Origin of the sequence: Stenotrophomonas mexicanensis (assembly GCF_032911605.1) — a bacterium.
Classification (GTDB): Bacteria; Pseudomonadota; Gammaproteobacteria; order Xanthomonadales; family Xanthomonadaceae; genus Stenotrophomonas; species Stenotrophomonas maltophilia_A.
In genome coordinates this window covers 1-19521 of the sequence record NZ_JAWJTG010000004.1, presented here as the reverse complement: position 1 = coordinate 19521, position 19521 = coordinate 1, and the positions used below count along the sequence as shown (strand labels likewise).

The following is a 19521-nucleotide window of genomic DNA, read 5'->3' as shown; positions in this document are numbered from 1 at the left end:
TTACTTCGCTGCGGTCGGGGCGTTGTGCGCGGCGGCGCTGGCCTGCCAGCCACCACCCAGCACCAGGAACAGGTGGATCTGGTCGCGCGAGACCTGCGCTTCGGCGGCGGCCAGGGTGGCGTCGCTGGTGGCCAGGCTGCGGTCGGCATCCAGACTGGACAGGTACGGCGTGCGGCCGCCCTGGTACAGCCGGCGGTTCTGCTCGGCGGCCAGCGCGGCCTGCTCCTGCGCGATGCGCAGCGACTGCAACCGGCGCAGGTCCTGCGCATAGCGATCCAGCGCGGTCTGGGTCTCGCGCAGCGCCTGCAGCACGGTATGGTCGAACTCGGCCAGGGCTGCATCGGCACCCGCCTCGGCGGCGTGGATGCGCGCATGCGTGCCCGAGGACGGCAGCGTCCACGAGATCAACGGGCCGATCGACCACTGCTGGGTCATCGGCGTGCCGAAGTCTTCCAGCAGGCCGGCGGCACCGAGCGAGGCACCCAGGCGGATGTCCGGGTACAGTTCGGCAGTGGCGACACCAATCCGCGCCGTGGCCGAGGCCAGCTTGCGCTCGGCCTGGCGCACGTCCGGGCGACGCTGCAGCAGCGCACGGCCATCACCGACCGGCAGCGGCTGCGCTAGGCTGGGGGCATGTGCACAGTCGATCACGCCGGCCGGCAGCTGACCCGGGGTCTGCCCGAGCAGGGCGGCCAGCGAATAGGCGGCGGCCGAGCGCTGCGCATGCAGCGGTGGCAGTGCGGCTTCCAGCAGCGCCACCTGCGCATTGGCGCGGGCCAGTTCCGGCGGTGTGCCGCGGCCAGCCGCGATCAGGCGCTCAGTGACCGTGCGGCTGCGCTGCTGCAGCTGCAGCGAATGCTCGGCCACGTGCAGTTCGTGGTTGGCGTGGCAGATTTCCAGGTAGCTGTCGGCCACCTGCGCGACCACGCTGACCTGGGCCAGGTCGCGCGCCGCAGCGACCGACTGCTCGTCGGCACGCGCCGCTTCGGCGCCGCGCTTGAGCTTGCCGAACAGGTCGAACTGGTAGCTGACCGCGAACTTGCCATCGGCCAGGTTGATCACCGGCAGCTCGTGTTCCTGCAGGAACGATTCGGCCGACAGCTGCGCGCGGCTGACGCCGGCCTCGGCCTCGTACTCGAAGCCACCGGCGTCCAGCGCCTGTTCGTACACCGCCGCCGCACGACGCAGGTGCGCATCGGCGGCTTTCAGTTCAACGTTGTCGCGCAGCGCCTGGGTGATCAGGCCATCCAGCATCGGGTCGTTGTACAGCGACCACCAGCGGTCGGGCAGCGCCTGGTTGGCGGCGATCTGCCGGTTCTGGGTATCGATGAAGGCGGCATTGGCCTGCGGGCGCTTGAACGCCGAGCCCTCCGGCAATGCATAGTCCGGGCCGACGGTCCTGCACGCGGCCAGGCTGGCCAGCGCGACGATCAGGCCGAGACGGGGCAGGGCGGCGTTCACAGGCCCGCCTGTGTCGGCGCGGTGCCGGCCTTGTCGTTGTGCGGATGGCGGCCGGTGTCCACGGTCACCGTGGCGGTGCGGCCGGCGATCAGTTCCACGCCCTTGGGCACCTCGTCGATGGCGATGCGCACCGGGATGCGCTGGGCCAGGCGCACCCAGTCGAAGGCCGGGGTCACGTTCGGCAGCAGTGTGCTGCCATTGCTGCGGTAACGGTCCTCGATGCCGGCGGCGATGCTTTCGACATGGCCACGCAGCGGGGTCGATTCGCCCATCAGGCGGATGTCCACGGCTTGTCCCGGGGCCACGCCACGCAGACGGGTTTCCTCGAAGTAACCATCGATGCGGAACGAGCCGGTATCCAGCAGCGCCAGCACCGGCTTGCCGGCCACCACGTAGTCGCCCACGCGCATGGTGCGGTCGTTGACCCGGCCATCGGCCGGTGCGCGCACCTCGGTGCGCCCCAGGTTGAGCTCGGCCAGGTCGACCGCCGCCTGTGCGGTGGCCAGCGCGGCCTGTGCGGCCTGCAGCTTGGCGCGGCGTACTTCGGCGTCCTCGGCGGCGACCAGGTCCTGCAGGCTGCGGTCACGGCCGATCTCGCGGCGCAGCTGTGCCACCGAGGCCTGGCGCTCGCCCAGGCTGGCCTTGGCCTGTTCCAGCGCGATGCGGTAACGGGCACGGTCGACCACGAACAGCAGGTCGCCCTCCTTCACCGCCTGGTTGTCGGCCACCTGCACCGTTTCCACCAGCCCGGACACATCCGGTGCCACCTGCACCACGTCGGCGCCGACATGGGCATCGCGGGTCCACGGCTCATCCATGTAATAGACCCACAGCTGGCGCAGCACCAGCAGGGCGACGATCACGGCTGCGCTGGTGAGCAGCACCGGCAGGGTCTTCTTCACGATCTTGTTCACGATTGCATCCAACGCAGGAGGTGGAACAGCAGGCCCAGCACGATTCCGTACAGCGCCAGGTTGAACAGCGCCGGATGCCAGACATGGCGATAGGCGCCGGCACGCTGCAGCAGCGCGTGCAGGCCGCTGTTGACCAGATAGGCCAACAACATCAACCCGAGCAGGGTCGGGACGAACACTCCGTGGAGACTGAATTCACCGGGCATCGGTAGGGGCGGGGGCGAGGTGGGGGAGGGGAGGGACAACGAAACAACAGCAACGGGCAAAAGCCGCTGGCGTGTGCACGGCAGCGGCGGTATTCGGGGACAGCGGTCTTACGTGATGCGGTCGGCGGCCTCGGCCAGCAGGCGCCATGCCTTCAGCACGGCGTGCAGTTCATCCATGGAAAGCTCGCCGAACACGTCCTGGCGCAGGCCGATCAACTGGTCTTCCAGCTCGCTGACCAGCGCGTGACCCGCGTCGGTCAGCCACAGCAGGTTGGCGCGGCGGTCGCTGGCGTCGCTCTCGCGGCGGACCAGGTCGCTGGCGCACAGCTTGTCCAGCAGGCGGACCAGGGAAGGCCCCTCCATGCCCAGCTGCTGGGCCAGCGCCACCTGGCGGATGCCACCGCCGGAGCGGCCGATCATCAGCAGGGGCATGGTGCAGGCGGTGGAGATGCCGTAGCTGCCGAGCCGGCTGTCGGCCAGGCGCTGCCACTGCCGCCCTGCGTACAGCAGGCCGGAGCTGAGCTGCATCTGCAGCACGGTGCGCTCGTCGAGGGGTCGGTCCATAAGAGATAGATAGGATACTACTAATTTCATTCCTATCAATGGGTTTTTATGAATGGGCGGGTGTGTTGAGGAAAGCGTTGCGCCACGTTGCTACGGGTAGGGCAGCGGGGGCCGGGCGGGGCAGGACACGCTGCAAGTACCCCTCCGGGGCCCGGCCCAGCCGCTGGCGGCTGGGCGTTCGGTCGCTTGCGAAGCAGTGCTCCGCAAGCAAAGCGCCCTCACCCATGTAAGCTCGATCGGCGCATCCATGCGCCTCACGGCCCTGCCCCGTCCGGCCCTCCGCCACCCGTCCCACATCCCGCGAGCGCGGAGGGTTGGCTCTTTAAAGGCAAGGGCAGAAGCAGTGCGGACCAAGGTCCGCACCCACCAAAGCAGAAGACACCACAGCAGTCGCGCAGTCGCGCGCGGTGCTTCCGAAGCCATGAACCTCAGCTCTTGACCCCGCTTTCGGGCGGTCCGGCCGCGCCCGCAGGAAACCATCAAGGAGGGGGAGAGGGGGCTGCGCAGGACCGTTGGCGCCATGGATGGCGCCATCGAGCCCCCAAGGACGGGTGTACGGCGTGTCCTGCGCAGCCCCCTCTCCCCCTCCAGGCCGACAGCAACGACGCGCCAACAACGACCCCCCGATGAACCGTCCCAACAGGACGACCCACCCCCCGGTCGGGTACGATGCTCGCCCCCCGTTCGGGACGCTGTACGCAATGAGCAAGAACAACGAAAAGGCCGCCCCGCAGGGCGACGTGACCCAGGACCAGGCCGAGGATGCCGTGCGCACCCTGCTGCGCTGGGCCGGTGAGGACCCGTCCCGTGAAGGCCTGCTGGATACCCCCCGCCGTGTCGCCGAAGCCTATGGCGACTGGTTCAGCGGTTACCGCGACGACCCGCGCGCCTACATGGAGCGGACCTTCGAGGAAGTGGCCGGCTACGACGAACTGATCGTCCTGCGCGACATCGAGTACGAAAGCCACTGCGAACACCACATGGCGCCGATCATCGGCCGCGTGCACGTCGGCTACCTGCCGGCCGGCAAGGTGGTGGGCATCAGCAAGCTGGCCCGCGTCGTCGAAGCCTACGCCCGCCGTTTCCAGGTGCAGGAGAAGATGACCGCGCAGATCGCCCAGTGCATCCAGGATGTGCTGCAGCCGATCGGCGTCGGCGTGGTCGTCGAAGGCGCCCACGAATGCATGACCACCCGCGGCATCCACAAGCGCGGCGTCAGCATGGTTACCTCGAAGATGCTGGGCAGCTTCCGCGACGACGCGCGTACCCGCGCCGAGTTCCTGCGCTTCATCGAAGTGGGCGGCAAGCGCTGAGCCGCTTGCCTGCACCCCGCCGGCCGCTGCGGGCCGGCATGCCCACGGCTGCCCGCGCGGCAGCCGTGCGTGGCGGCTCGTCCCTGTCAGCCCAACAGACCTCTTTCGCTGCATGAAGCATCGCGAACGCATCTCCCGTTACCGCCATCTGCGCGAACAGCCCCAGTGGAAGCTGCTCGCCGCCGACCACGCCCCGGAAATCATCGGCCTGCTGCAGGGGCTGCTGATGGACGGCGAGCGCACGCTGTCGTCGTCGGTGCTCAACGAGCGCCTGCAACGTGCGCTGGACCAGCTCAACGGCGACGAACTGTCGCGCGACCTGCCGCGTACCGCGCAGGCTTACATCGCGCACTGGCTGGCCCAGGGTTGGCTGGAACGCCGCCTGCCCGAAGGCGCAGACCAGGAGCAGTACGAGCTGTCGACCGCGGCACTGCAGGCGATCCGCTTCGCCGATGGCCTCGAGCAGGCCCGAGTGGCCGCCACCGAAAGCCGGCTGGCGCTGGTCATCGAACAGCTCTCGCAGCTGGCCGCGCAGACTGAGTCCGATCCGGATGCGCGCCTGTCGGCGTTGCGCGACGAGCGCGACCGCATCGACGCCGAGATCGCCCGCGTCGGTGCTGGCCGCGTGATCGCGCTGGATGGCAAGCGCGCGCTGGAGCGTGCGCGCCAGATCATCGGCCTGGCCGACGAGCTGACCGAGGACTTCCGCCGCGTGCGCGACGACTTCGAGCAGCTCAACCGTGATTTCCGCGAACGCATCATCGACGATGAGGGCGAGCGCGGCGATGTGCTGTCGCAGCTGTTCGAAGGCGTGGATGTGATCGGCGAGAGCGATGCCGGCCGCAGCTTCCAGGCGTTCTGGCGCCTGCTCAACGACGCCGAACAGAGCGCCCAGCTCGATGCTGCGCTGGAAGCGGTGCTGGCGCGTGGTTTCGCGCGCCGCCTGGACCGCAACGAGCGCAACTTCCTGCGTGGCTTCACCAGCACCATGCTCGAGCGCGGTGGCCAGGTGCACGATGTGCTGCAGAACTTCGCGCGCAGCCTGCGCGGCTTCGTGCAGAGCCGTGGCTACCTGGAACAGCGCCGCCTCAACCAGCTGCTGAAGCAGGCGCAGTCCGAAGCGCTGGCGCTGCGCGACGAGTTCCCCGCACAGCGCGGCATCGGCCGTGACCTGCAGCTGACCACCAGCCGCCTGCGCTCGTGGTCGCAGTGGAGGCTGCACGATCCACGCAGCGCCCAGGTCGATGGCAACGTCGAGTACAACGACGCGGCCGCGATCAGCCTGGAAAGCGTCGGCGATCTGGTCGCTTCGTCCGAAATCGACTTCCGCACCCTGCGCCGCGACCTGCACGACCTGCTCGATGCACAGCCGCGGCTCAGCATCGCCCAGGCGCTGTCGCAGCGTGAAGCGCCGCAGGGCCTGGGCAGCGTCATCGGCTACCTGTCGCTGGGCACGCGCTTCGGCAACGTGGTCGCCGGCGAGCAGGAGCTTGCCGAATGGCGTGGTGGCGACGGCCAGGTCCGTCGCGCCCGCATCCCGCTGGTTTGGTTCACCCAGGAGAGACGCCATGAGCTGGCATGAAGATCCCATCGACGCAGCGCAGGCCGACGTGGCGGAAGACGCCTACGAAGCCGAACCGGTGGCGGCCGTGGCGCAGCCCCGCCGTGGCAACGACGTCTATTACCTCGGCGACACCGGGCGCCTGCCGCTGGATGCGCGCCGCGCGCTGTGCCAGCTGCTGATCGGCCCCAGCATCGACCAGCTGCGTCACGCCAAGCTGTGGCCGGCGCTGATCCGCAGCGAGGCGGCCATCCGCTCGTCGCTGGCGGACCTGTTCCTGGAACTGGTGCTCGACCGTGACAGCGGCGTAGCGTTCACCCGCCAGGCCGATACCGAAGACGTGGATGCGCCGGTACTGCTGCGCACCTCGCCGCTGACCTTCATCGATTCGGTGCTGCTGTTGTACCTGCGCCAGCAGCTGGCCGAGGCCGATGCGCGCGGCAACCGCGCGGTGGTCGCCGACGCCGAGATGGCCGAAGCGCTGGCCATCTACGAAAAGAACCTGTCCACCGACCGCGCCGGCTTCAACCGCCGTGTCGCTTCGGCGGTGCAGAAGATGAAGGACAACCACATCCTGACCCGCCTCAGCGGCCAGGAAGACCGCCACGAAGTCTCGCCGGCGCTGAAGCTGCTGTTCTCCGCCGAAGACGTGTCCCAGCTTTCGGCGGTCTACCGCCAGCTGCGCGAAACCCCGGCCGCCGAGGCCTGAGAGACCCGACCATCGCATGGCTATCTCCAAGCACACCCCCGCCCTGTTCAACGAAGGCCTGCCGGACCCGCGCCTGCAGCAGTTCCGCATGCGCCGCCTGCAGGTGCACAACTGGGGCACCTTCAACGGCCTGACCGAAGTGCCGATCGCCGAGCGCGGTTTCCTGTTCGTCGGCCGTTCCGGCTCGGGCAAGTCGACCCTGCTCGATGCCATGTCCGCGCTGCTGACGCCGCCGGCCATCGTCGACTTCAACGCCGCCGCGCGTGAAGCCGAGCGCAGTGGCCGCGACCGCAACCTGGTGTCCTATGTGCGTGGCGCCTGGGCCGACCAGCAGGACAGCGGCACCGGCGAAATCGCCACCCAGTACCTGCGCAAGGGCGCGACCTGGACCGCACTGGTGCTGGAATACCGCGCCGGCGATGGCCGCGTGGTCAGCCTGGTGCGCCTGCTGTGGATCTCCGGCAACGGCACCTCGGCCGGTGACGTACGCAAGCACTACATGATCGCCGAGCGTCCGTTCGACATCGCCAAGGATCTCGGCGGCTTCGACCTGGACCTGCGCAAGCTCAAGCAGAAGCTGTCCGACCTGCACCACTTCGACACCTTCTCCGGCTACGCCGAGCGCTTCCGCGACCTGCTCGGTATCGACAACGAAATGGCGCTGCGTCTGCTGCACAAGACGCAGTCGGCGAAGAACCTGGGCGACCTCAACGTCTTCCTGCGCGACTTCATGCTCGACACGCCGAAGACCTTCGACGCCGCCGAGCGCCTGGTCAGCGACTTCGCCGAGCTCGATGGCGCGCACCAGGCCGTGGTCACCGCGCGCCGCCAGGTGGAAACCCTGCTGCCGGCACGCGCCTACTACAACGACCTGAAGGAAATGCACCGCCAGCGCGGCGACGACGAAGCGCTGAAGCTCGGCGTCGACAGCTTCCGCGAAAGCCGCCGCCAGGCGCTGATCGAAGCGCGCCTGCGCGAGATGGACGTGCGTGACCGTGGCCTGCTCGGCGAAGAGGCCCAGCGCCGCGCCGCGCTCGACAACCACACCGAGCGCCTGGCCGAACTGGAACTGCAGCGCCGCCAGCAAGGCGGTGAGCGCATCGAGGAACTGGAGCGCGAGCAGGGCCGTGCCGAAGCCGAGCGCGACCGCCGCAAGGCCAAGCGTGACCAGGCCCAAGAGGCGGCACAGCAGCTGCAGGCCGAACTGCCCGACGATGCCCATGGTTTCGCCGAGCTGGTCGAGCGCGCGCAGAGCGAACTGCAGGACCGCCAGCGTGCCTCGGCGGCACTGGACGATGCGATCAGCGATCGCCTCGGCGGCAAGCGCGATGACGAGCGCCGCTTCGGTGAAGTGCGCAGCGAACTCGAAGCGATGCAGCGCACGCCGTCCAACATTCCGGCGCCGATGCAGAAGCTGCGCGCGCGCCTGGCCGAGGAAACCGGCATCGCCGAAGCGGCGCTGCCCTTCGTCGGCGAGCTGATCCAGGTCCGCTCGGAAGAGCAGGGCTGGCAGGGCGCCATCGAGCGCGTGCTGGGCGGCTTCGCGCTGTCGCTGCTGGTCGATGACAAGCACTACAACGACGTCGCCGAGTGGGTGAACCGTACCCACCTGGGCATGCGCTTCACCTACTACCGCGTGCGCCGCAACGATGATGCGTTCGCGCGCGAGCCGTCGGCGAAGTCGCTGCTGCACAAGCTGGAACTGCGCGAGCATGTGTTCGAAAGCTGGCTGCGGCGCGAGCTCGGCAAGCGCTTCGACTACGAATGCGTGGATGCCAAGCAGCTGCGCAACGTCGACCGCGGCATCACCCGCGAAGGCCAGGTCAAGCATCCGGGCGACCGTTTCGAGAAGGACGACCGCAGTGCGGTGGGCGACCGCCGCCGCTGGATCCTCGGCTTCAACAACCACGACAAGGTGGGCGCCTTCGAGCGCGAAGCACAGGAACTGGCCAAGCGCATCGCCAGCTGCGAGACCGACATCGCACGCCTGCGCGGCCAGCGCGACCGCGACAATGAGCGCCGCCTGGCCTGCCACGAGCTGGTCAGCATCAGCTGGAACGAGATCGACATCGCTGCCCCGCAGCAGCGCCTGAGCGATATCGAAGCGACTCTGCGCGACCTGCGTGAAGGCAACGCCGACCTCGCCAAGCTGGCCAAGCAGATCGACGCCGTGCGCGCCGACATCGAACAATCCCGCCGCACCTATGAAGACGTCCGTGTCGAGCGTGGCCAGCTGGTCAAGGAACGTGATCGCCTCGACCGCGCCCGCCAGCAGAGCCGTGCGCTGGTGCTGCCGAGCCTGGCCCAGGAGCAGGAAGCCGGCCTCGCCGAGCGCCTGCAGGAGCAGGGCCCGCTCAGCCTGGAAACGCTGGAAGCGCACATGCGCCAGGTCAGCAACGCGCTGAACGAGCAGCTGTCGTCCTCGCAGCAGGACCTCAACCGCATCGAGAACCAGCTGATCGGCTGCTTCCGTCGCTTCATCCAGCAGTGGCCGGAGGAATCGGGCGACTTCACCGTCTCGGTGGCCTCGGCCGAGGACTTCCTCGCCCGCCTCGAACGCCTGGAGCGCGACGGCCTGCCGCAGCACGAAGAGCGCTTCTTCGACCTGCTGCAGAACCAGAGCAAGAACAACCTGCTGGCCCTGCAGCGCCACAGTGCAGAGGCCCGCAAGTCGATCGGCCAGCGCCTGGACGAGGTGAACGCCAGCCTGGAACAGGTGCCGTTCAACCGTGGCACGCTGCTGACCATTGAACTGAGCGACCGCCGCCTGCCGGAAGTCGGTGAGTTCCACCTGCAGCTGCGCGAGGTGCTGTCGCAGCAGCAGACCGAGCAGCGCGAGCTGGCCGAATCGCAGTTCACCGTGCTGCGCCAGCTGGTCAACCGCCTGGGTTCACAGGAAGGCGAAGACAAGCGCTGGCGCGAACTGGTGCTGGACGTGCGCATGCACGTGGAGTTCATCGGCGTCGAGCTGGATGCGGAAACGCGCCAGCAGGTCGAGATCTACCGCAGCGGTGCCGGCAAGTCCGGTGGCCAGCGCCAGAAACTGGCCACCACCTGCCTGGCGGCGGCACTGCGCTACCAGCTCGGCGGCGCTGACAGCCAGCTGCCCAGCTACGCCGCGGTCGTGCTTGACGAAGCCTTCGACAAGGCCGACAACGAGTTCACCGCACTGGCGATGAACATCTTCGACAACTTCGGCTTCCAGATGGTGGTGGCCACCCCGCTGAAGTCGGTGATGACGCTGGAGCCGTTCATCGGTGGCGCCTGCTTCGTCGAAATCAGCGGCCGCCACGACTCCGGCGTGCTGCTGATCGAGTACGACGAAGAAGGCAAGCGCCTGAAGCTGCCCGAGCGCAGCCGCCAGCAGGCCAACGAACCGGAAGAAGCGGAGGCCTGACCCGGCCGATTGAATGGGAATGCCGGCCAGCGGCCGGCACTACCCATGGGCGGGGTTCATGACCCGGTAGTGCCGGCCGCTGGCCGGCAACCGCACTCACGCTCCGCGGAACGTATCCCACGCCATCCGCGCGATCAGCACCACCACCAGCCCCACGAACAGCTTGCGGATGAACGGCGTGCCGCCCTTTAGAGCCAACCGCGTGCCCACCACCGAACCGATGATGTTGGCCGCCGCCATCGGCAGCGCGAACAGCCACAGGATGTTGCCGGTCGGCACGAAGAACGAGATCGCCGCCACATTGGTCGCCAGGTTCACCACCTTCGATGCCGCTGACGCGCGCAGGAAATCCAGGCCGAAGAAGCGCACGAACAGGAAGATCAGGAAGCTGCCGGTGCCCGGCCCGAAGAAGCCATCGTAGAAGCCGATCGCTGCACCGATCGCCAGCGCGATCACCAGCTCGCGGCGGCCGATTTCCTGCGGCCGGTGCAGCGCGCCGAAGTCCTTTTTCCACAACGTGTAGGCCAGCATCGCGATCAGCAGCACCAGCACCAGTGGGCGCACCGCGTCCTTGGGCAGCAGGCTCACCGCGGTGGCCCCGGCGAAGGAGAAGATGAAGGCGGTGCCGGCCGCGAACAGCACCGGCTTCCACGGGAAGCGCACGTTGCGCGCATAGCGCCAGGCAGCCGCACCGGTGCCGAACATCGAACTGAACTTGTTGGTACCGAACAGCATCGCCGGCGTCTGCTGCGGCAGCACCGTGAACAGGCCGGGCAGCTGAACCAGGCCACCGCCACCCACGGCGGCATCCACAAGACCGGCGATGAAGGCGATCACCACCAGCCACCACAACTCAGGGGGAACCAGTTCCAGCACGGCGATCAATCAAGGTGGGGGCGCGACAGCATACGCCTGTCCTGCTTCAGCTGGCCCGTGCCGCGCGTGGATCAATCCGCGCAACCCGGCGACAATGCCGGCATGAGCCGAAAACCCGCCGATCCCTGTCCCTGTGGCCTTCCCGCCGACTATGCCGCCTGCTGCGGCCGTTTCCACGCCGGTGAAGCCGCGCCCGATGCCGAGCGCCTGATGCGTTCGCGTTACAGCGCCTACGTGCGCGGTCTGGCTGACTACCTGCGCCAGAGCTGGCACCCGGACACGCGTCCGGCCGAACTGTCACTGGATGAAGCACCCGGCCAGCGTACCCATTGGCTGGGCCTGACCGTACACGAGCACACCGTCACCGGGGCTGACAGCGCCGATGTCCGCTTCACCGCGCGCTATCGCGTCGGCGGCGGCAGTGCGGTCAAGATGGCCGAACACAGCCGCTTCCAGCGCATCGACGGCCGCTGGTACTACCTCGACGCGGTCTGAGCCCTACGCGCTGCGCGCAGCCAGCACGCGCTGGCCGCCGTGCGCGCGCACCTGGTTGCGGCCGCCGTCCTTGGCCACATACAGGGCCTGGTCGGCGGCCTTGACCACTGCCATCGGGCGCGGATCCACATGGCTGTCGGCCAGGCCGATGCTCACTGTCACCTGTACCACCTGGCCGCTGCCACCGCGTCCGCGCTGCTGGCGGCCGGCTTCGTCATCGCGGCTGCGGGTGCTGCGGTCGCGCAGCTGCATGCGGGTCTCCTCGATGCTCTGCCGCAGCGCCTCCACGGCATCCATGCAGGCCGCCGCAGGGCGGTCCAGGAACACCACCGCGAACTCCTCACCGCCATAGCGGAATGCACGGCCACCGTCGCCCACCCGCGCCAGCCGCGAGGCCACCAGGCGCAGTACATCGTCTCCGGTGTCGTGGCCATGGGTGTCGTTGAATGATTTGAAGTGGTCCACGTCCACCATCGCGATGCTGTAGGTGCCGCGTGCCCGCTGCAGGGTCTCGTTGAATGCCCGTCGCCCCGGCAGGCCGGTCAACTCATCGCGGAAAGCCATGTGGAAGGACTCCTGCAGCATCGCGCCCAGCATCAGCAGCAGGGCGGCGCTGCTCAGCGCCGGCAGCAGCACCGGCTGCAGGAAGATCCGCGGCAGCATCCACCACAGGCACAGCAGGGCCAGCAGCATCGCCGTGTGCAGTGGCCGAGGATGCCGCCACGCCTGCCAGCCCAACGCTGCGGTCGCCAGCAGGAACAGCAGCGCCGGCAGCTGCGCCAGCGCGTTCCAGTCGGCGGGAATCCAGGCCCAGTGACGGTTCGACAGCAGATCGTGCATGCCGCGCGGCTGCTGTGTGGCTAGCAGCAGGAAGATCATCACCGCGGTGCCGATGGCAATACCGCGCAGCAGCAGGTCCTGGCGCCGCCGTCCGCGCTCCGGCCACAACGCAAGGCCGGCAGACAACAGCGGCAACCAGGCCGAGATGGCGTGGAAGCGCAGCGGTGTCAGCGTGGTGACATGGCCATTGCGCAGGTAGCCAGCGACGTCCTGGTGCAGCAGCGCGAACATCACCGCCACAACCATCAGCAGGCACAACGTGCGCACCTGGTGGTAGAGCAGGGCCAGGCCGGCACCGAGGCAGGCCAGCAGCCAGGGCAGGATGCGCTGCGCCGGGCTGGCCACGTCTGCGGTATCCAATGCGGTCCACACCACCACGGCAACCAGCACGGCAGGCAGCACGAACAGGTAATGCGCAGGCTGGCGGAGCGGATGCAGGGGCAAGCAGGAATTCCAGCGCGGTGACGACGCGGCCGCAGCACTGCCGTTAGCGGCGTGCGTGCCTGCATCTTGAATGCGGCAGGCTCATCCATGTGAACGAAGTGACGCCGAACCATGACGTCGCACTCACCGTCCAGCGCCGATGCTGCCCACATGGACAGCGTACCCGCCGCCGTCGCTGCCCCGCAGCACGATCTCGCCCGCCAGTTCGCCCATGTACGGACGCGCAGCCTGCAGCTGGCCGCGCCGCTCAGTGCCGAGGACGCCATGCTGCAGAGCATGGCTGACGCCAGCCCGAGCAAATGGCACCTGGCCCACACCACCTGGTTCTTCGAACGCTTCGTGCTGGCGGGTTTCGCCACCGCGCCAGCGCATGACCCGGGCTGGGACTACCTGTTCAACAGCTACTACAAGAGCATCGGCCCGGCGCATGCGCGGCCACAGCGCGGGTTGCTGTCGCGGCCCTCGTTGCAGCAGGTGCGCGACTACCGCCAGCAGGTCGATGCGCAGGTGCAATCGCGGTTGGCGGCGGGCGATCTCGATGAACAGGCACTGCAGCATCTGCAGCTGGGCCTGCAGCACGAGCAGCAGCATCAGGAACTGCTGCTCACCGACATCAAGCATGCGTTCTGGTGCAACCCGCTGCAGCCCACCTACCGCGAGGACCTGCAGCCTGCCACCAGCGCTGCCAGTGCGCAGGGCTGGATCGAATCACCCGAGCGCATCGTCACCGTCGGCGCCGCGGCATGGCCGCAGCAGGCCGCGTTCGCCTACGACAACGAATCGCCAGCGCACCGCGTGCTGCTCCCCGCGCACGCATTGGCCGAGCGTCCCGTGAGCAATGCTGAGTACCGGGCCTTCATCGACGCCGGTGGCTATCGCGAACCGCGCTGGTGGCTCAGCGAAGGCTGGGCGCTGCGCGAAGCCGAGGGCTGGCAGCACCCGCTGTACTGGGATGACGCCCTGCAGCGCGAGTACACCCTGGGCGGTTGGCGCGAACTGGATCCGCACGCGCCGGTCTGCCACCTCAGCTACTACGAGGCCGATGCCTGCGCCCGCTGGTCCGACGCGCGCCTGCCCAGCGAGTACGAATGGGAAGCCGCCGCTGCGTCGCAGCCGCTGCGCGGCCATTTCGCTGACGACGACCGGCTGCATCCGCAGGCATCGCAGGGCAGTGGAATGCGGCAGCTGTTCGGCGATGTCTGGGAGTGGACCCACAGCGCGTATGGCGCCTATCCGGGCTTCCGTCCCTTCGCCGGCAACCTCGGTGAGTACAACGGCAAGTTCATGTGCGGGCAGTGGGTGCTGCGTGGCGGCAGCTGCGCGACACCCCGCGGCCATGTGCGCGCCAGCTACCGCAACTTCTTCATGCCGCCGGCGCGCTGGCAGTTCTCCGGGCTGCGCCTGGCCAGGGACCTCACATGAGCACCGTGCATGACGCGCTGCAGGCATTGACCGATCTCACCCCCGGGCGGCAGCAGATCCTCTCCGACGTAGTGGCCGGACTCTCACGTACGCCGCGCCAGCTGCCGTCCAAGTACTTCTACGATGCGCGTGGCTCGCGCCTGTTCGAGCAGATCACGCAGACCCCCGAGTACTACCCCACGCGCACCGAGCTGGCCCTGCTGAAGCGTGTGCTGCCGGACATCGCCCGCAGCGTTGGCCCGCGTCTGCACGTGGTGGAGCTGGGCAGTGGCAGCGGACGCAAGACCGCGCTGCTGCTGGCCGCACTTCACGACCCGGTGGCCTATACGCCGATTGAAATCTCGCGGGCCGCGCTGCTGTCCAGCATCGATCATCTGGCGCCGGCGTTGCCGGAGGTGGAGATGCTGCCGGTCTGTGCCGACTTCACCCGCCCCGTCGCCGTTCCCATGCCCGAGCGCGAACCCGCGCGACGGCTGCTGTTCTTCCCCGGTTCCACGCTGGGCAACTTTGAAGGCGAAGACTCGGTCGCACTGCTGCGGGCGATGCGCCAGACGATGGGCCGCGACGGCCTGGCCCTGGTCGGCATCGATCTGCACAAGGACCCGGCGCTGATCGAAGCGGCCTACAACGACACGCAGGGTGTCACCGCCGCGTTCACTCTCAACCTGCTGGCCCGGCTCAATCGCGAGATCGGCAGCGACTTCGACCTCGACGGCTTCCACCACCGTGCCTGCTACAGCACCGCGCGGCTGCGCATCGAAACCGATCTGGTCAGCCGCTGGGCGCAGGATGTGCATCTGGACGGCCGCACCTTCCACTTCGCCGCCGACGAACCGATCCGTGTGGAGTACAGCCACAAGTACACCGACGACAGCTTCGAGGCGCTGCTGCAGCAGGCGGGCCTGCAGGTCACGCAGCGCTGGAATGCCGACAGTCCCGCCTACGGCCTGCGCCTGCTGCGTGCCATCTAGGGCGGCCGGCCAGCCGGTACCCCTTCAGGTTCTGCAGCACCGCTACCCCTAAGATGGCCGTGCAACGGCAACACGGAGGACGCCATGCCCATTCTGACCACCCTCGGCCTGGCGGCCGCTCTCGCCTCGCCCCCCGCGCTGCCTGCAGCACCGGATGCCAGCGTCGATCCGGCCTTCAGCCGCTGCCTTTCGGGCCTGCAGGCCACGGCCGCCAGCCAGGGCATCAGCGCCGAGCGCTTCAACGGAATCACCGCCGGCCTCACCCCGGACCCCAGCGTGCTCGGCCTGCTCGACGCGCAGCCGGAATTCACCACGCCGATCTGGGACTACCTGGCCGCGCTGGTCGATCGCCAGCGCGTGGCTGATGGTCGCGCCATGCTGCAGCAGCATCGCGACCTGCTCGATCGAGTGTCGGCGCAGTACGGCGTCGATCCGGCCACCATCGTCGCGGTCTGGGGCGTGGAGAGCGACTACGGCCGCGTGTTCGGCAAGCGCCCCCTGCTGCAATCACTGGCCACGCTGTCCTGCGCCGGCCGTCGCCAACCATTCTTCCGCGGGGAATTGCTGGCACTGCTCAAGCTGATCGACCGCGGCGACCTGCAGGCACAGGGGCTCACCGGTTCCTGGGCCGGTGCCTTCGGGCATACGCAGTTCATGCCCAGCACCTACGCACGCATCGCCGTGGACGGTGATGGCGATGGCCGCCGCGATCTGGTCGGCAGCATTCCCGATGCGCTGGCCTCCACTGCCAACTACCTCAAGCGTGCCGGCTGGCGCAGTGGCGAGCCGTGGGGCATGGAAGTTCTCGTTCCCGCTGGCTTCAACGCCAGCCAGGCCGGACGTACCCAGCGTCGCGCCCTGGCCGACTGGCGTGCGCAGGGCCTGACCGCGCTGGATGGCAGTGCGCTGGCTCCGGCCAACCTGCCGGCGGATGCGCGCGCCGCCCTGCTGCTGCCGGCCGGCAACAAGGGCCCGGCGTTGCTGGTGTTCCGCAACTACGACGCGATCTACAGCTACAACGCCGCCGAAAGCTATGCGCTGGCGATCGCCACGCTGGCTGACCAGCTGCGTGGCGGCAACGGGCTGGCCACCGCCTGGCCGACGGATGATCCCGGCATCGGCCGCGATGAACGCCGTCAGCTGCAGACCCTGCTGCTGGCGCGTGGCCACGACATCGGTACCGCCGACGGCATGATCGGTACCGCCACCCGTCGCGCGATCCAGTCCGAGCAGCAGCGCCTGGGCTGGGCCAATGCCGATGGGCGTGCCGGCCAACGCATCCTGCGCGCGCTGCAGGAAGAGGCGGCCGCCATCGCACCCGCTGCGCAGAAGGCCTTGCCCCAGGCACGCTGACCGCGACATCATCGCCGCGGTCTTCAAGGAGCGTCATCGCATGCAGTCGGATCCGGACATCAGCAGCGGCCTGTATCACGGGCTGGAGGCCTGGCACGTGCGCACCCCCAGCGCGACGGCGGTCATCAGCGTGTTCGGCGGACAGCTGCTGTCGTTCATTCCCGATGGGCAGCCCGATGTACTGTGGCTTTCGCCCACGCGCGCCGAGCTGCCCACGCCCATCCGCGGTGGCGTCCCGGTGTGCTGGCCGTGGTTCGGGCGCCAGGGCCAGAACAATGATGTGCCCGCGCATGGCCTGGTGCGCACTGCGCGTTGGGAGCTTCTGCAGGCCAGCCAGGGCGATGACGGTGAGGTCGAGCTGCAGTTGGCACCTGCACCCTGCGCCGATCCCGGCCTGCGGCTGCAGATGCAGTTGCGCATCGGCCGCCAGCTGCGTCAGCAGCTCGTCACCGAAAACACCGGAACCTCGCCGGTGACCTTCACCCAGGCCCTGCACAGCTATTTCCGGGTGGGCGATGCCAACCAGGTCGAGGTCGAGGGCCTTGACGGCCTGCAGTACCTGGACAAGTACGAGGACTATGCGCAGCTGCGCCTGCAACAGGGACCGTGGTCATTGCGCGATCCGCGTGACCCCGGTCGCAGCGATCGCATCTATACCGGTGCCGACGGCCATTACGTGCTGCGTGATCCCGTACTGCAGCGGCGGATCGAGATCCGCAGCGAAGGCAGCCAGACGCTGGTGGCCTGGAATCCCGGTGCGGAGGCGGCAGCGAAAATGGCCGATGTCGGCGATGGTTGGCACGATTACGTTTGCCTGGAAGTGGCCAACGCAGGCCCGGAGCAGATTACGCTTGCGCCGGGTGAGCGCCATCAGCTGGTGCAGACCCTGGCCAGTACCGCGCTGTAGGCGCTGGCAGCGGTTTCAGTTTGTCGATGCAGTAGCAAGGACGGAAAACATGCAGGAAGCACAATGGTGGTACGCCAATGGCAGGCAGAGCAGTGGGCCGGTGGATCTGGCCGGTCTTCGCCAGCTGCAGCGGGAAGGGACGGTCACGGCGCGAACGCTGCTCTGGTGCGAGGGCATGCCCTCGTGGCGGCCGTTGGCGGAGCTGGATCAGGCCTCAACGCAGGTCGAGGTGGCTCCGGTCCTGGATATCGACGCAGCGCCTGCGGCCGAGGGCATTGCGCCGAGCGTCGGCGATCCGTCCGACCCCTATCGTGCGCCGGTCGCTGCACCGGATGTGGCTGCGGCTGCAGGGCTGGAGGGCGAGATGGCCTTGTACGCCAGCGTGGTCGGTGGCAACTTCCCGATCTATCGCCAGCGCTGGCGGCTGGATCAGGGCGGCATCGCCACGGGCAGTGGCACCTGGCACTGGCCGGCCTTCCTGCTCGGCCTGATCTGGATGATGTACCGCAGGATGTACCGCCTGGCGGCGATGTGGGCTGGTCTGCTGCTGCTGATCAGTGTGGTGGAGACCTTGCTGGATGTACCGGATGGCCTGTCATTGGTCATCACCTTCGCGCTCAGCATCACCACCGGCATCTTTGGCAACAGCTGGTACCTGGCACACTGCCAGCGCCTGATCGCCCAGGCCCGTGCCGTCACCGGCGGCGATGACGCACGGCTGCGCAGCGAGCTGACCGCGCGCGGCGGCACCAGCGTGGTCGCCACACTGATCGCCATCGTCATCGCGGTGGTGCTGAGCACCGTCGGCGCCGCATTGGCGGGGTAGGGCAGGTCAGCGTCCCTGGCGGGGCCGCAGTACTACCAGGCACAGCGCACCGGCCACCAGGCCCCAGAACGCCGAGCCGATGCCGGCCAGTGAGACGCCCGAGGCGGTGACCAGGAAGGTGACCAGTGCCGCCTCGCGGTCCCGCTCTACTGCCAGCGCACTGGCCAGGCTGTTGGCGATGGTGCCGAACAGCGCAATACCGGCCACGCAGGCCACCAGCTCTTTCGGGAACGCCGCGAACAGTGCGGCCACGGTGGCGCCGAACAGCCCGACGACAATGTAGAAGGCGCCGGCCGCCATCGCTGCGGTATAGCGTCGTGCCGGGTCCTCATGCGCATCGCGGCCCATGCAGATCGCTGCGGTGATTGCCGCCAGGTTCAGTGCGTATGCACCGAACGGTGCCAGCAGCGTATTGACCACACCGATCCAGCCGATCAGCGGCGACACCGGGGCGTCGTAGCCGGATGCGCGCATCACCGCCACGCCCGGAATGTTCTGCGAGGCCATGGTGACCACGAACAGGGGCAGGGCGATGCCAGCCACTGCAGTCCAGGACAGGGATGGGGTCACCCATTGCGGTACCGCCAGTTGCAGCTGCACCTGCTGTGCGTGCAGCAGGCCACGGCTGGCCGCCACCGCGATGCCGACCAGCAGAGTGGCGATGACCGCATAGCGCGGGAACAGGCGGCGTCCGCCCAGCCAGGTGGCGAACATGGCCAGCGCCAGTACCAGTTGGGTGTTCATGGCCACGAACACGTCCAGGCCGAAGCGCAGCAGCACCCCGGCCAGCATGCCGGCGGCCAGCGCCATCGGCACCCGCTGCATCAACCGGGCGAAGATGCCGGAGAAGCCTGCCAGCATGCCAAGCACCGCAGCGAGCAGGAATGCACCGGTGGCTTCAGCGAGCGAGGCACCGCCTGCACCGACCACCAGCATCGCCGCGCCCGGGGTTGACCACGCGGTCACCACCGGCACGCGATAGCGCAGCGACAGCCCGATGCAGGTGACACCCATGCCCAGTCCCAGTGCCCACATCCATGAGGCGATCTGTGCCTGGTTGGCACCGACGGCTTGTGCAGCCTGGAACACGATGACGGCCGAACTGGCGAAGCCGACCAGCACAGTAATGAAGCCGGCAACGAGGGCCGGTACTGAAAGGTCGCGCCACCACGCTTGCCGCACCTGCATGTTCATTGCCGTCTCTCCACTGTGCATCCGTGCATTGATAGCCCTTGTGGGGGGGGGGGGGGGGGGGGGGGGGG

The 19521-nt window shown here is 68.4% G+C and carries 17 protein-coding genes; 10 read left to right on the top strand and 7 right to left on the bottom strand.

Annotation, left to right across the window (positions count from 1 at the left end):
* From R1L06_RS03370 to R1L06_RS03355, 4 genes are all read right to left on the bottom strand, one after another.
* Entirely contained in the window at window positions 1–1461 is a 1461-nt protein-coding gene (locus R1L06_RS03370; protein WP_317216913.1) for an efflux transporter outer membrane subunit, read from the bottom strand.
* Window positions 1458–2375, bottom strand: coding sequence for an efflux RND transporter periplasmic adaptor subunit (locus R1L06_RS03365; RefSeq protein WP_317216912.1), 918 nt, complete (start codon window positions 2373–2375; stop codon window positions 1458–1460). The genes R1L06_RS03370 and R1L06_RS03365 overlap by 4 nt, the downstream gene beginning before the upstream one ends.
* Window positions 2372–2581, bottom strand: coding sequence for a DUF1656 domain-containing protein (locus tag R1L06_RS03360; RefSeq protein ID WP_010487502.1), 210 nt, complete (start codon window positions 2579–2581; stop codon window positions 2372–2374). Before R1L06_RS03360 ends, R1L06_RS03365 begins: the two co-directional genes overlap by 4 nt.
* 108 nt (window positions 2582–2689) lie before the next feature.
* Complete coding sequence (locus R1L06_RS03355) at window positions 2690–3145, bottom strand: MarR family winged helix-turn-helix transcriptional regulator (RefSeq protein WP_012481667.1); 456 nt, start codon at window positions 3143–3145, stop codon at window positions 2690–2692.
* A gap of 701 nt (window positions 3146–3846) precedes the next feature.
* On the opposite strand from R1L06_RS03355, the gene folE reads away from it, so the two are divergent.
* The 4 genes from folE (at window position 3847) to R1L06_RS03335 (ending at window position 10125) form a co-directional block, all read left to right on the top strand.
* Complete coding sequence (gene folE / locus R1L06_RS03350; protein WP_004141296.1) at window positions 3847–4458, top strand: GTP cyclohydrolase I FolE; 612 nt, start codon at window positions 3847–3849, stop codon at window positions 4456–4458.
* 112 nt (window positions 4459–4570) lie between these two features.
* A complete protein-coding gene (locus tag R1L06_RS03345) occupies window positions 4571–6040 on the top strand; it encodes a DUF3375 domain-containing protein (protein WP_317216911.1) in 1470 nt (489 codons plus the stop codon).
* Window positions 6027–6728 (top strand): DUF4194 domain-containing protein, encoded by a 702-nt coding sequence (locus tag R1L06_RS03340; RefSeq protein WP_005411692.1) that lies wholly within the window; start codon window positions 6027–6029, stop codon window positions 6726–6728. The genes R1L06_RS03345 and R1L06_RS03340 overlap by 14 nt, the downstream gene beginning before the upstream one ends.
* Before the next feature lie 16 nt (window positions 6729–6744).
* Window positions 6745–10125, top strand: coding sequence for an ATP-binding protein (locus tag R1L06_RS03335; protein WP_317216910.1), 3381 nt, complete (start codon window positions 6745–6747; stop codon window positions 10123–10125).
* Between the two features lie 96 nt (window positions 10126–10221).
* On the opposite strand, the gene R1L06_RS03330 is transcribed toward R1L06_RS03335, so the two are convergent.
* Window positions 10222–11001 (bottom strand): sulfite exporter TauE/SafE family protein, encoded by a 780-nt coding sequence (locus R1L06_RS03330; protein WP_014039007.1) that lies wholly within the window; start codon window positions 10999–11001, stop codon window positions 10222–10224.
* A gap of 102 nt (window positions 11002–11103) precedes the next feature.
* On the opposite strand from R1L06_RS03330, the gene R1L06_RS03325 reads away from it, so the two are divergent.
* The gene (locus R1L06_RS03325) at window positions 11104–11496 is read left to right on the top strand and encodes a YchJ family protein (RefSeq protein ID WP_317216909.1); all 393 of its coding nucleotides are present in this window, start codon (window positions 11104–11106) and stop codon (window positions 11494–11496) included.
* 3 nt (window positions 11497–11499) lie between these two features.
* On the opposite strand, the gene R1L06_RS03320 is transcribed toward R1L06_RS03325, so the two are convergent.
* Window positions 11500–12780 (bottom strand): GGDEF domain-containing protein, encoded by a 1281-nt coding sequence (locus R1L06_RS03320; RefSeq protein ID WP_317216908.1) that lies wholly within the window; start codon window positions 12778–12780, stop codon window positions 11500–11502.
* A gap of 150 nt (window positions 12781–12930) precedes the next feature.
* Here R1L06_RS03320 and egtB point away from each other — a divergent pair, with 150 nt between their 5' ends.
* From egtB to R1L06_RS03295, 5 genes are all read left to right on the top strand, one after another.
* Entirely contained in the window at window positions 12931–14202 is a 1272-nt protein-coding gene (egtB, locus tag R1L06_RS03315; protein WP_317216949.1) for an ergothioneine biosynthesis protein EgtB, read from the top strand.
* Complete coding sequence (gene egtD, locus R1L06_RS03310; RefSeq protein WP_317216907.1) at window positions 14199–15173, top strand: L-histidine N(alpha)-methyltransferase; 975 nt, start codon at window positions 14199–14201, stop codon at window positions 15171–15173. Before egtB ends, egtD begins: the two co-directional genes overlap by 4 nt.
* 84 nt (window positions 15174–15257) lie before the next feature.
* Complete coding sequence (locus tag R1L06_RS03305; RefSeq protein ID WP_317216906.1) at window positions 15258–16526, top strand: lytic murein transglycosylase; 1269 nt, start codon at window positions 15258–15260, stop codon at window positions 16524–16526.
* A 40-nt stretch (window positions 16527–16566) separates the two neighbouring features.
* Entirely contained in the window at window positions 16567–17433 is an 867-nt protein-coding gene (locus R1L06_RS03300) for a D-hexose-6-phosphate mutarotase (RefSeq protein WP_317216905.1), read from the top strand.
* Window positions 17434–17482: 49 nt separating this feature from the next.
* A complete protein-coding gene (locus R1L06_RS03295) occupies window positions 17483–18259 on the top strand; it encodes a DUF2628 domain-containing protein (protein WP_317216904.1) in 777 nt (258 codons plus the stop codon).
* Window positions 18260–18265: 6 nt separating this feature from the next.
* Here the strand turns inward: R1L06_RS03295 and R1L06_RS03290 are convergent, their stop codons facing one another.
* Window positions 18266–19453, bottom strand: coding sequence for a benzoate/H(+) symporter BenE family transporter (locus R1L06_RS03290; RefSeq protein WP_049421023.1), 1188 nt, complete (start codon window positions 19451–19453; stop codon window positions 18266–18268).
* Window positions 19454–19521: the final 68 nt, after the last annotated feature.